12 protein-coding genes are annotated in these 12,615 nt (G+C 62.2%); 7 read left to right on the top strand and 5 right to left on the bottom strand.

Annotated features, from left to right (window positions below; all coding sequences use genetic code 11):
- Positions 1-260 precede the first annotated feature (260 nt).
- Positions 261-914, bottom strand: coding sequence for a hydrolase (locus tag NKH97_RS03840; RefSeq protein ID WP_352795477.1), 654 nt, complete (start codon positions 912-914; stop codon positions 261-263).
- 153 nt (positions 915-1,067) lie between these two features.
- Between NKH97_RS03840 and NKH97_RS03835 the strand changes: the two genes are divergently transcribed.
- The 7 genes from NKH97_RS03835 (at position 1,068) to NKH97_RS03805 (ending at position 7,703) form a co-directional block, all read left to right on the top strand.
- Positions 1,068-1,961: a LysR family transcriptional regulator gene (locus tag NKH97_RS03835; protein WP_023811896.1), complete on the top strand. Its 894-nt coding sequence runs from the start codon at positions 1,068-1,070 to the stop codon at positions 1,959-1,961.
- Positions 1,962-2,149: 188 nt separating this feature from the next.
- On the top strand, positions 2,150-2,944 hold the full coding sequence (locus tag NKH97_RS03830) for a sterol desaturase family protein (RefSeq protein ID WP_352443140.1): 795 nt from the start codon (positions 2,150-2,152) through the stop codon (positions 2,942-2,944).
- Between the two features lie 102 nt (positions 2,945-3,046).
- Positions 3,047-3,745 (top strand): DUF2161 domain-containing phosphodiesterase, encoded by a 699-nt coding sequence (locus NKH97_RS03825; RefSeq protein ID WP_352795474.1) that lies wholly within the window; start codon positions 3,047-3,049, stop codon positions 3,743-3,745.
- A gap of 56 nt (positions 3,746-3,801) precedes the next feature.
- Positions 3,802-4,209 carry a DUF930 domain-containing protein gene (locus NKH97_RS03820; RefSeq protein WP_032909322.1) on the top strand — a complete coding sequence of 136 codons (408 nt, stop codon included), beginning with the start codon at positions 3,802-3,804 and terminating at the stop codon, positions 4,207-4,209.
- A 179-nt stretch (positions 4,210-4,388) separates the two neighbouring features.
- Positions 4,389-5,051 carry a TerC family protein gene (locus NKH97_RS03815; protein ID WP_023811892.1) on the top strand — a complete coding sequence of 221 codons (663 nt, stop codon included), beginning with the start codon at positions 4,389-4,391 and terminating at the stop codon, positions 5,049-5,051.
- A gap of 132 nt (positions 5,052-5,183) precedes the next feature.
- On the top strand, positions 5,184-6,497 hold the full coding sequence (rimO, locus tag NKH97_RS03810) for a 30S ribosomal protein S12 methylthiotransferase RimO (RefSeq protein WP_128305838.1): 1,314 nt from the start codon (positions 5,184-5,186) through the stop codon (positions 6,495-6,497).
- A gap of 99 nt (positions 6,498-6,596) precedes the next feature.
- Positions 6,597-7,703 carry an acyltransferase family protein gene (locus tag NKH97_RS03805; protein WP_352795471.1) on the top strand — a complete coding sequence of 369 codons (1,107 nt, stop codon included), beginning with the start codon at positions 6,597-6,599 and terminating at the stop codon, positions 7,701-7,703.
- A 45-nt stretch (positions 7,704-7,748) separates the two neighbouring features.
- Here NKH97_RS03805 and NKH97_RS03800 read toward each other — a convergent pair whose 3' ends face one another.
- The 4 genes from NKH97_RS03800 to NKH97_RS03785 are packed head-to-tail and all read right to left on the bottom strand — an operon-like array spanning position 7,749 to position 12,491.
- Positions 7,749-8,816 carry a BMP family ABC transporter substrate-binding protein gene (locus NKH97_RS03800; RefSeq protein ID WP_352795469.1) on the bottom strand — a complete coding sequence of 356 codons (1,068 nt, stop codon included), beginning with the start codon at positions 8,814-8,816 and terminating at the stop codon, positions 7,749-7,751.
- Between the two features lie 50 nt (positions 8,817-8,866).
- A complete protein-coding gene (locus NKH97_RS03795) occupies positions 8,867-9,787 on the bottom strand; it encodes an ABC transporter permease (protein ID WP_031213469.1) in 921 nt (306 codons plus the stop codon).
- Positions 9,787-10,917, bottom strand: a complete 1,131-nt coding sequence (locus NKH97_RS03790) for an ABC transporter permease (protein WP_352552183.1) — start codon at positions 10,915-10,917, stop codon at positions 9,787-9,789. Before NKH97_RS03790 ends, NKH97_RS03795 begins: the two co-directional genes overlap by 1 nt.
- Positions 10,914-12,491, bottom strand: a complete 1,578-nt coding sequence (locus NKH97_RS03785) for an ABC transporter ATP-binding protein (RefSeq protein WP_352795466.1) — start codon at positions 12,489-12,491, stop codon at positions 10,914-10,916. The genes NKH97_RS03790 and NKH97_RS03785 overlap by 4 nt, the downstream gene beginning before the upstream one ends.
- Positions 12,492-12,615 lie beyond the last annotated feature (124 nt).

The raw sequence follows: 12,615 nt of genomic DNA, 5'->3' as shown, positions 1-12,615 counted from the left end.
TGCGTCAGGCTGACTTTGAAGTTCGGATAGATGACGTCCATTTCCTCTCGGAAGCGCTCCGCCGAACATCTCCATGGTCCTTTCAATGAGGCGATAGATAGCCAGGCTGCGCCGACTGTAGTCGCGGCCAATGGATGGAGGAAGTGATCGTTGATGACGGCCGGCCGCCCTGCATTCAGGCGGCTCGTCTTGTGGGCGGGGGTGACCCGGCTCAGCATGTTGGCGCTGGATCGCTCAACGCTTTCGTCACCCCGCCCAGTTCAGCCGGCGGTGCTCGGCACAGGCGTGTTGAGAAGTTGCTGCTCCCAGAGGTACGCGATGCCGCTGCCAGCGGCGTGCTGCTTGAGCACTTCCGTCAGCTCGCCGACGTGCTCGGTACGCGCCCAGTCGCGTTGCCACTCCGATGCCAGCGCCAGCCAGGTCATCATGTTTGCGCCGGCCGCGATCATGCGTTGGATGGCGACCTCGTGCGCTTCGACCGACGTGCCGCCCGAGGCGTCGGCGATGACCGTGGCGTCCCAGCCTTCGCCCAACGCCTGGATAACCGGCATGGCGACGCAGATCTCGGTCCACAGGCCGGCGATGATGAGCTGCCTGCGGCCGGTCGCCTTGACCGCGTTCACGACCTTCCTGTCTTCCCAGGTGTTGATGAACGTCCGGTCGATGACCTCCTGGCCGGGAAATACGTCGGTGATGTGGGGGAAGATCAGGCCGCCCCGATCGGCAACGACGCTGGTCAGGATGGTGGGAACGCCGAAGGCCTTTGCGACCTTTGCCAAGGCCGTCGAGTTGTTGACCACTGCATGCGGATCGTGGCTGTTCAGGTTCGAGAGCTGGTAGGGCTGGTGGTCGATCAGAACGAGGACCGAATCCTCGGGGCGAAGAAGTGAATCAAGGCCGTTACGAAAGGTCATAAGAACTTCCTCTCTCTGCCGCCTGGACGGCGTGGGTTTTCCGGGAGACATGCGCCAGCGGGCGACGTTGCCTGAACGCAATTTGCTGTTCCTTTTGGTGATGCGATAGTGCCATAATCAGGCAAGCTGTGTCGCGAAACGAGGAACGCCGAATTGGATATCGAGGATCTACAGACATTCGTCGTAGTGGCCGATGCCGGGGGCGTATCGGCCGCCGCGCGCCGGCTCGGCGTCTCCAAATCAATCGTCAGTCGCAGGCTCTTTCGGGTTGAGGCGGAGCTTGGCGTCCAGCTTCTTGCACGAACGACCCGCGGCGCCTCGCTTACAGAAGCGGGCATCACGTTCAGAGACCATGCGGCCCGAGCCAGCGCCGAGATTGATACGGCCAGGGAAGCGATCCTCCCCACCGGTGAGTTGCGCGGCCGCCTGAGGGTTGCCATGCCGCTTACTTTCGGCGCGACCCATTTTGCTCCCGTGCTCGCGGAAATGGCGCGTCTGCACCCGAAGCTTCACATCCATACTTCTTATAGCGATCGCTTCGTCGATCTCATCGCAGAGGGTTTCGATTGCGCGATCCGGGGCGCCTACCTTCAGGACTCCAACCTGATCGCGAAGCGCGTCGGGCCTATCCATGGAAAGCTTGTCGCGAGCCCGGATTACATCAAAGCGCACGCGTCACCCGAGACTCCGGACGAACTCGTCACCCATCAGGCCCTCATGCAGGGAACGGAAGCCTGGCAGTTCATGGATGGCGACAAGATTGTTACGGTCCAGCCGCAGGGCAGGTTCAAGGCCGACAGCGCCACGGCGCTTGCCGCGACGGCGGCGGCAGGTCTCGGCATCGCCTGGCTCCCCGATTGCATTACACATGAATATGTAGCCTCCGGCGCGCTGGTCCCGATCATGACACGCTATCCGGTACCTCCGGGAGCTGCGTATGTCGTACGCCCGCCGGGGCAGCATCCTACGCGGAAAGTGCGCGTGCTCACCGAGATGCTGATTGAGTATTTCAAACGCAACCCGGATCTTTGGGGTCTTGACGGCTAGGACACGAACGGTTCGAAGCCGTGTCAAAGAACCGCGTTCGACGGTCCCATTGCTCCGAGCCGTTGCGTTCGGCGACATTGCTTGCACGTTCCGTGCGTCAGCGCCCTTACAGAGTCTTTAGCCTTTGGAAAGGGAGATGTGTTTCTTCTCGAGGGAGCAGGCGGCGCGCCGGCAGCAGAGGCGAATCGATGGATATCTTCGGCATCAAGGCACTGTTGATCTGCGCGCTGATCTTCATTCCGTTCGAACATCTGTTTGCCGAGCGGCCGCAGAAGATCTTCCGCAAGGGCTTCGCTGTCGATCTGATCTATCTGCTGTTCAACGGCTTCATCATAAAGCTGGCCATCGTCATGATGGCGGCAGGCGCGCTCGGTGCCGCTGCGCTCCTGGTCCCGCCGGCGATAACGAAGGCCGTCAGCGGCCAGCCCGTCTGGCTGCAGGTTGCCGAAATCATCGTGATCACCGATATCGGCGTCTACTGGACACATCGGGCCTTCCACAAAATCCCCGCGCTTTGGAAGTTCCATGCCGTTCACCACGGCATTGAGGAACTCGACTGGCTCGGGGCCTTCCACAATCACCCCGTCGACGCCATCGTCACAAAGGCAATATCGCTGACGCCGATCTTTTTCCTCGGCTTCTCGGAAGCCTCGATCGCCGTCTTTTCGACCATCTACCTTGGACACACGCTGCTTGTGCATTCAAACGTGCGGATTCCGTTCGGCCCCTTGAAGTGGCTGATCGCCAGCCCGCAGTTCCATCGCTGGCACCATGCCAACCAGCGCGAAGCCTATGACAAGAACTTCGCCGGGCAGTTGCCTTTCCTCGACATGCTGTTCGGCACCTACAATCCCACCGGCGACAAGGTGCCGGACAAGTACGGCGTCGACGATCCGATCCCTTCCACCTATTTCGGTCAGATCGGCTATCCGCTCCTGCGCCGCAGGAAGCTGAACCGAGCAGTGCCGAACACCGAAGCCTGACAGCTGGCCCGACGGTGCGGTATCCACCCCGATCCGCTTTCGGGCCGTAGAACGCCGAACCACGGGAAGGCTTTTCGCGTCGAATCGGCTAAACCCTGAGGCATGAACGAGACGTCTCTCTATGCGCCGGTGAAGCGGTTCCTCGAAAGCCTCGACTTCGTCGTCAAAGGCGAGATCGGCGGCTGCGATGTTGTTGCATTGCGCGAGGGGGAGCCGCCGGTTGTCGTCATCTGCGAGTTGAAGCTGCAGTTCAATCTCGAACTGGTGCTGCAAGGTGTCGATCGCGCGGCGGCCTGCGACGAGGTGTGGCTGGCCGCGCGCATGTCGGCCCGCGGCAAGGGCCGCGAAAGCGACGCCAGATTTCGCAATCTCTGCCGCCGGCTTGGCTTCGGCCTGCTCGGTGTGACCGCGACGGACCGGGTCGAGGTGCTTCTCAGCCCGATCGCGCTGGCGCCGCGCAAGAATGCCCGCCGGCGCTCTCGTCTGGTTGACGAGCACCAGCGCCGTCGCGGCGATCCCGTTGCCGGAGGAGGATCGCGCAATCCGATCATGACGGCCTATCGTCAAAGCGCCCTCGCCTGCGCTGCCGCCATGGTGGACGGACCCAGGCGACCGCGTGATCTCAAGGCGGTGACGCCGATCGCGCCCAAGATACTGCAGCACAATGTCTATGGCTGGTTCGCGCGCGTCGACCGCGGCCTCTACGATCTTACGGATGCAGGCCGTGCCTCTTTGGTCCGTTGGCCGCAGGCATCGCACGACGACTCCCGACACGCAATTTTGAACGCACCGGCCATATGATTGAAGATGCCGGCGGCGCTCGCGGCGGTCCGCTCGGTTGATTTCTCCGACAAAATGTGTTGCTTGTCCCGCCCATGAAGAAGCTCTGCATGACCGCCTTGGCGTCAGTGACACTGAGTTTTCCAGCCAGCGCAATGGACAATGCATTGCGCGCCGGTCTGATGAAACTCGATCCCCAAACCCGTCTTGAACAGCGTTGCGACGCCGAAGTGCTCGACCGCATCACCCATGACGATCGCAAGTTCAAAGCCGATCGCGTCGTCGCCTACGCCTTCGCCACGCCCGAGATGGGTGCCGATGCAATCAAGAGCCCGGGTGCTGCGTTTCGCAGCAAGGGGCAGTGGTACCGGCTGAAATTCAAGTGCCAGACCGCGCCGGACCATATGGAAGTTTTGCAGCTCCGCTACCGGATCGGGGACGAAATTCCAGAAGCCGACTGGGCAAAGTACAATCTCTACGATTGATTTGTGATCTGCCATGGTTTGCCTGGCTGTCGCGAGTGCCGCGAAGCCGTGATCCGGCTTGACGCAACGCTGCTTCGGTGATGCAGCCACGCGTGATCCCTTGACGCCAGGGGACCACCAAGTTAGGGCCTCTGGATAATCGACGAACACTCGGCAAAATCAGCAAGGGCTTCCTGTCGATGGACATTTTTTTCAGCGCTGCCAGTCTGACCGCCCTGCTGCAGGTCATCGCCATCGACCTCGTGCTGGCCGGAGACAATGCGATCGTCATCGGCCTCGCCGCGGCCGGCTTGCCCGCCGAACAACGCAAGAAGGCGATTCTTCTCGGCGTGGTGGCGGCAACGGTGCTGCGCATCGGGTTTGCCGCAATTACCGTCAAGCTGCTGGCGATCGTCGGCCTGCTGCTCGCCGGCGGCATCCTGCTGCTGTGGGTCTGCTGGAAGATGTACCGCGAGTTGCGTACGTCGCATGCCGATGAATTGGAAGCGACCGAGGCACTGTCGAATTCGGACCTCAACAGCGACCAGGCGGTCGCTGGCAAGACCAAGCGCAAGACCCTTGGCCAGGCTGCCTTGCAGATTGTCGTCGCCGACGTGTCGATGTCGCTCGACAATGTGCTGGCGGTGGCTGGAGCGGCGCGCGATCATTTTCCGGTGCTGGTCATCGGCCTTGTGTTGTCGATCGCCCTGATGGGGCTGGCCGCGACTTTCATTGCCAAGCTGCTGCATCGCCACCGCTGGATTGCCTATGTCGGCCTTCTGATCATTTTCTATGTGGCTGTGGACATGGTCTATCGTGGCGCGGTGGAGGTCTGGCCGCATGTAAACGGTGCGGTCGGCTGAGACTGGCGGACATCGGCATCTTCACTCCGTGGAAGACCGCCGTGCGTTTTGCCGCATCGGGGGTCTGCCCATACCAATGCCGCAATAAGTGTGGTACTGCGCCGGCAATCCTGAAAAGCCCGGAAACGCTCTATGTCCGCTCCACGCGTGAGTTTTGTCAGTCTTGGATGCCCGAAGGCCCTTGTGGATTCGGAGCGCATCATCACGCGCCTGCGCGCCGAAGGTTACGAAATCGCGCGCAAGCATGACGGCGCCGACCTTGTCGTCGTCAACACTTGCGGCTTTCTCGATTCCGCTCGCGACGAGTCGCTCAACGCCATCGGCTCCGCGCTTTCGGAAAACGGCCGGGTGATCGTCACCGGTTGCCTGGGTGCCGAGCCGGACGTCATTCGCGAAAAGCACCCCAATGTGCTGGCGATCACCGGGCCGCAGGCCTATGAGAGCGTGATGGCTGCCGTGCATGAGGCTGCGCCGCCTTCGCACGACCCTTATGTCGATCTTTTGCCGCCGCAGGGTGTCAAGCTGACGCCGCGCCACTACGCCTATCTGAAAATTTCCGAAGGCTGCAACAACCGCTGTACCTTCTGCATCATTCCGGCACTGCGTGGCGACCTCGTCTCGCGGCCGGCGGCCGATGTGCTGCGCGAGGCCGAGAAACTGGCCAAGGCCGGGGTCAAGGAACTTCTGGTCATCTCGCAGGACACCAGCGCCTACGGCATCGACATCAAGTACCAGACGTCGATGTTCGGCGACCGTGAGGTGCGCGCAAAATTCCTCGATCTGTCCGAGGAACTGGGCAAGCTCGGCATCTGGGTGCGCATGCACTATGTCTACCCCTACCCGCATGTCGCCGACGTCATCCCGCTGATGGCAGAGGGCAAGATCCTCCCTTACCTGGATATCCCCTTCCAGCACGCTTCGCCGCAGGTGTTGAAGAACATGCGCCGGCCGGCACACGGCGAAAAGACGCTCGATCGCATTCGCGGCTGGCGTGAGGTCTGCCCGGATCTGGCCATCCGCTCGACCTTCATCGTCGGCTTCCCCGGCGAGACGGACGACGATTTCGAGATGCTGCTCGACTGGCTCGACGAGGCCAAGATCGATCGCGCCGGCTGCTTCAAATACGAGCCGGTCCGGGGCGCCCGCTCCAACGATCTCGGTCTCGAACAGGTTCCCCAAGAGATCAAGGAGGCGCGCTGGCACCGCTTCATGCAGCGCCAGCAGAAGATTTCGGCGACACAGCTGGCCAGGAAGGTCGGCAAGCGCCTGCCGGTGCTGATCGACGAGGCGCACGGCACGTCGGCAAAGGGCCGCACCAAATACGACGCGCCCGAGATCGACGGCTCGGTGCACATCCAGTCGCGCCGCCCGCTGCGCCAAGGCGACATCGTCACCGTCAAGATCGACCGTGCCGATGCCTATGACCTCTATGGTTCGGCGGTCTGACGGTCCGTATTTACTACATCTGGCGATAATTCAGCCGTCTTAACCCGCACAGCCGCGATCCGCTCTATGGTTTGCGGACCGTAGATGCGGGAAATGCGGATGAACACCAGACCTGCGGAACAAAATTACATCGCGACGCTGGACCTGCTCAGGCTGGCGGCAGCACTTGCCGTCGTGTTCTTCCACTATTTCTTTCGCGGCGCTGCCGCCGAAGGCTACCTTGCGCAAGGCTATCCGCTTGCCGCACCATTCGCCCTCTACGGCTATCTCGGCGTCAACCTGTTCTTCCTGATCAGCGGTTTCGTTATTGCCTGGTCGGCGGAAAACCGGAGCTGGGATCAGTTTGCGATCGCGCGGTTCGTTCGCCTCTATCCGGGTTTTCTGTTCTGCATGACGATCACCTTCGCGATTGTCTTCCTTGTCGGGTCGCCGCTGCTTTCGGCCTCTTTCGTTCAGTATGCCGCCAATCTGTCGATGTTCGCGCCGGCCTTCGGCCAGCCCTTCATGGACGGCGTCTACTGGTCGATCGTGCTTGAACTGGTGTTCTACGGATGGATCACGCTGGCCCTGTTCACCGGGCTCTTCCAGAAACGCAAGCTGGAGCTGATCTTCATCTGGCTGGCGATCTCGGCCTTGAACGAGTTCTTCATCGGCAGCGGCGGAGCCAGGCTGCTGTTCCTCACCGAGTTCGGCCCGTTCTTCGCCGCCGGCGTGCTGGTCCACCAAATCCATTCGCATGGCCGTTCTGTGCCGGCCCTGCTGCTGCTTGCCGCCGCGTTCCTGATCTCCTGCGGAACGCTATCGGTGACGCAGCACTGGATGCTTGGCCACTACGGCATTGCCGTTGCCTCGGCCAATCTCGTCGTCGCCAACGGCGTCATGCACGCGGCCTTGATCGGCGCGGTGCTGCTGCGCGACCGTGTCAGGGCATCGGGGCTCACTCTGGCGCTGGGCGGGCTGACCTATCCGCTCTATTTGCTGCACCAGGACATCGGCTATCTCGCCATCAATGCGGCAACGCCCCTTGTCGGCAAATGGATTGCCGCTCTTGGTTGCGTCGTGCTCATGCTTTTCATTTCGTGGGCGATCTGTCGCACCTGCGAACAACCGGTACAGCGGTTGCTCAGGTTTTGGCTCGGCCGCGCGGTCGATGCCGGACGAACGCGGTTTCGTCGCCCCTCTGCCGGCGCACAGCCCGCCGAATGAAGAAGGGCGCCTCGCGGCGCCCCTCCGTCTCATGTCTCGCGCTGCTTATTTCGGCAGCTTGTCGTCGACGCCTTTCACATAAAAATTCATGCCGAGCAGCGTGCCGTCGTCGGCGACTTCACCATCCTTCAGCCACGGCGTGCCGTCCTGCTTGGCAACCGGTCCGGTGAAGGGATTCCAGCCGCCGGCGATCTTCTTTTCGGTGGCTTCGGCCATCGCCTTCACGTCGTCGGGCATGTTGGTGTAGGCCGACATCTTGACGGCGCCGTCCTTGATGCCGAGCCAGACATTGTCCGGCTTCCAGGTGCCGTCGAGCGCGGCCTGGACGCGGCTGATGTAATAGGGACCCCATTCGTCGGTGAGCGAGGTCAACTGCGCGTTCGGCGCGAACTTGATCATGTCGGAGGACTGGCCGAAGCCTTTCAGCTTGCGCTCCTCGGCCACCTGCAGGGCAGCGGTGGAATCGGTGTGCTGGACGATGATGTCGGCGCCCTGGTCGAACAGCGCCTTGGCAGCGTCGGCTTCCTTGCCCGGATCGAACCAGGAGTTCACCCAGACGATCTTGGCCTTGAAATTCGGGTTGATCGACTGCGCGCCGAGCACGAAGGAGTTGATGCCCATCACCACTTCGGGGATCGGGAAGGAAACGATATAGCCGGCGACCCCTGCCTTCGATTCCTTGGCGGCGATCTGGCCAAGAATGTAGCGGCCTTCGTAGAAGCGCGCATTGTAGATGCCGAGATTGTCAGCGGTCTTGTAACCGGTGGCGTGCTCGAACATCACTTTCGGGAATTTCTTGGCGACCTTCACTTCCGGGTCCATGAAGCCGAAGGAGGTGCCGAAGATGATCTTGCAGCCTTCGCGTGCCAGGCGCTCGAAAGCACGGTCGGCATCGGGGCCTTCCGAGACGTTTTCGAGATAGGCGGTCTCGACCTTGTCACCGAGCGCCTTCTCCACCTCGAGACGGCCCTGGTCGTGCTGGTAGGAGTAGCCGAAGTCGCCGATCGGGCCGGTGTAGACCCAGCAGGCCTTCAGCTTGTCCGCGGCCTCGGCCGTCGCTGCCAGCGACATGGCGGCGGTCGTGGTCATCAGGGCAATAAGCAGTTTTTTCATCGTGTTACCTCTCTGAGTTAAGCCTTGGAGCTTCCCGTTTGTTTTTATTGTCAACGATCCGGAACGAATGGCTGCCCCAAGGAAGCCGGCGTGTTCATCATCGTCAGACGCTTGTTGCGCGAGATTAGAACGAGAACCACGACGGTTGCCAGATAGGGCAGCGAAGAAAGGAACTGCGAGGGCACCGGAATGCCAAAAGCCTGTGCATGAAGCTGGCCGATCCACACCGCGCCGAAGATGTAGGCGCCGGCCAGCACCCGCCATGGCCGCCAGGAGGCGAACACCACCAGCGCCAGCGCGATCCAGCCGCGGCCGGCACTCATGTTCTCCACCCATTGCGGCGTGTAGACCAGCGAGAGATGGCCGCCGGCAAGGCCGGCACAGGCACCGCCGAAGATGACCGCGAGGTAGCGATAACGGATCACCTTGATGCCAAGCGCATGCGCCGAGGTGTGGCTGTCGCCGATCGAACGCAGCGTCAGTCCGGTCCGGGTCTTGAACAGGAACCACATGACGGCCGCGGTCAGCGCGATCGAGATGTAGAAGATCGGATCCTGCCCGAACAGCAGCCTGCCGACCACAGGGATTTCCGTCAGGCCGGGAATGTAGAGGTTGGGCAGCCTTTCGCCGGGCTGGCCGACGAAGCTGGTGCCCATCATGCCGGACAGGCCAAGGCCGAGCAGCGTCAGCGACAGGCCGGTCGCCACCTGGTTGGTGGCCAGCGACAGCGTCATGACGGCAAACAGCAGCGAGAATACCGCGCCCATGGCGATTGCCGCCAAAAGGCCGATCCAGGGCGAACCGGTGAGATAGGTCGCGCCGAATCCGCCGACGGCGCCCATGATCATCATGCCCTCGACGCCGAGATTGAGCACGCCGGAGCGCTCGACCACCAGCTCGCCGATTGCCGCGATCAACAGCGGCGTTGCCGCGGTGGCGATGGTCAGAAGGATGTTTACGGTGATGTCCATCAACGGGCTTCCTTCAGCTTCGGTGCGGCTTCGAGTTTGGCCACGCCTTCCGGTTTGGTCAGCGCCAGGCCGATCAGGCGGATGCGGTAGTGGATGAGCGTGTCGCAGCCGAGCACGAAGAACAGCAGCATGCCCTGGAACACCCGCGCCACCTTGTCGGAGATGCCGAGCGCGCTTTGCACCGCTTCGCCGCCGAGATAGGTCAGCGCCAGCACCAGTCCGGCGGCAACGATGCCGAGCGGGTTGAGACGGCCGAGGAACGCCACGATGATGGCGGTGAAGCCGTAGCCGGGCGAGATGACGGGCTGCAACTGGCCGATGGCGCCCGAGACCTCGGAGATGCCGGCGAGTCCCGCCAGCGCGCCTGACAGCAGGAAAGCAAAAAAGACCATGCGGTTGAGGCCGAAGCCGGCGAAGCGCCCTGCCCGCGGGCTTGAGCCCAGCACGCGCACCTCAAAACCTTTCAGCATGCGGCTCATCAGGATCCAGACCAGCACCGCGGCGATCAGCGCGAAGACAAAACCCCAGTTTGCCCGCCCGGCATCCGGCATCAGCTCCGGCAACACGGCCGAATCGTTGAACTGGATGGTCTGCGGGAAACCATGACCCTGCGGATCGCGCCAGGGTCCGCGCACCAGCCAGTCGAGGAAGAGCTGCGCGACATAGACCAGCATCAGGCTGGTCAGTATCTCGTTGGTGCCGAAGCGAGTCTTGAGCAGAGCAGGGATCGCCGCATAGGCCGCGCCGCCGACCATGCCGAGCAAAAGCATCAGCGGTAGCACCAGCGGACCTTCGAACTGCGGAAACAGCACCGGAATCATCGAACCGGCAATGCCGCCGAGGATGAACTGGCCTTCGGCGCCGATGTTCCAAATGTTGGCCTTGTAGCAGACCGACAGGCCGACAGCGATCAGGATGAGCGGCGCTGCCTTGATCGCCAGCTCATGCAACTGCCAGACCTGGCTGATCGGCTCGATGAAATAGATATTGAACGCGGTCAGCGGATTGACGCCGAGCAGCGCGAACATGACGGCGCCGGCAATGATGGTCAGCGCGAAGGCGATGAACGGCGACAGGGCCGAAAACAGCATGGAACGCTGCGGGCGTTTGACGAGTTCGAGGCGCATCATGCCGTCTCCAGCGAGTGTTCGGCGTGGCCTGGTTCGGCGCCGCCCATCAGCAAACCTACCTTTTCGAAGGTTGCCTCGGCGATCGGCATCGGCTTCGACAGCTCGCCATTGTGCATGACCGCGATCGCATCCGATATCTCGAACAGCTCGTCGAGATCCTGGCTGATCACCAGCACCGCCGATCCGCTGCGCGACAGCTCGATCAAGGCCTGGCGGATGTGGGCGGCAGCGCCCGCGTCGACGCCCCAGGTCGGCTGGTTCACCACCATGACGCTTGGCCGGCGGTCGAGTTCACGGCCGACGATGAATTTCTGCAGATTGCCACCCGAAAGGGCCGCAGCCTCCGGATCCGGCGCACTCTTGCGCACATCCATCGCCTCGATGATGCGCTGGGAGGCGGCTTGGATGGCACCGCTCTTCACCATCCCGCCGGAACCGACGAACGCCTTGCCGTCGGTGGCATGGCGCGACAGCAGCAGGTTTTCAGAAAGCTTCATGCGCGGTGCCGCACCGTGGCCGAGGCGCTCCTCCGGCACGAAGGCGGCGCCCAGCAGTCGGCGTCCGGTGATGCTAAGGCCTCCCGCATCCTTGCCACGAATGCGCACCGAGGCGGCATTCTGCTGCAGCACTTCGCCTGAAACGGATTCGAAGAACTCGCCCTGGCCGTTGCCGGCGACGCCGGCGATGCCGATCACCTCGCCAGCGCGGACGTTCAGGTTGATGCCCTTGAGCGGTATCGAGAACGGTGTTGCCGGTTTGCGATTGAGATTGCGGATTTCGAGCAGCGGTGGCGCCTTGTCGATGCCCTCGACCGGCGCGCGCACCACGGCCTGCACCTCGTTGCCGACCATCATGCGAGCCAGCGAAGAGGCTGTTTCCTCACGCGGATTGCAGTGGCCGACCACCTTGCCGTGACGCAGCACCGTGGCGCGGTCGCAGATGCGTTTGACCTCTTCGAGCCGGTGCGAGATGTAGAGGATGGATTTGCCTTCCGAGCGCAAACGCTCCAGCGTCTCGAACAGCTTGTCGGCTTCCTGCGGCGTCAGCACCGAGGTCGGCTCGTCGAGGATGATGAGCTGCGGCGTCTGTAGCAGGCAGCGGATGATCTCGATGCGCTGGCGCTCACCCACCGACAGGTCGCCGACAAGCGATTCAGGATCGAGCGGCAGGCCATAGCTGAAGGAAAGCGCCCTCGCCTTGGCCGCGATGCTGCTGATCGGCGAGCCGTCGTCCAGCGATAGCGCGATGTTTTCGGCCGCGGTCAGCGCCTCGAACGGCGAAAAATGCTGGAACACCATGCCGATGCCGAGTTTTTTCGCGGCGCCGGGGTTGGAAATCCTGACCGCCTGGCCGTTCCAGAAGATCTCTCCGGAATTGGGCTCCAGCGAGCCGAACAGCATCTTGACCAGTGTCGACTTACCGGCGCCGTTTTCGCCGAGCAAAGCGTGGATTTCACCTCTGGCGATGTCGAGATCGATGTGATCGCACGCCGTCAGCGTGCCGAATATCTTGGTGAGGCTACGCACCTCGAGCAGGTTCGTGCCGTCCTGATTTGCACTCACAGTGCCTCCCATCTGGTTAGCCAGACATGTTCTGTGTTCCCGCAGGCATGGTAGGCGCGGCCGGCTCTCATCGGAAAGCGGCACGCGTCTTGAAAGAGCTTCAAGAATTTCAGCGGAAATTCAAGGGATAGCAAGG

The organism is Mesorhizobium sp. M0870 (assembly GCF_040319775.1).
GTDB lineage: Bacteria > Pseudomonadota > Alphaproteobacteria > Rhizobiales > Rhizobiaceae > Mesorhizobium.
This window is presented reverse-complemented; position numbering and strand designations above follow the sequence as displayed.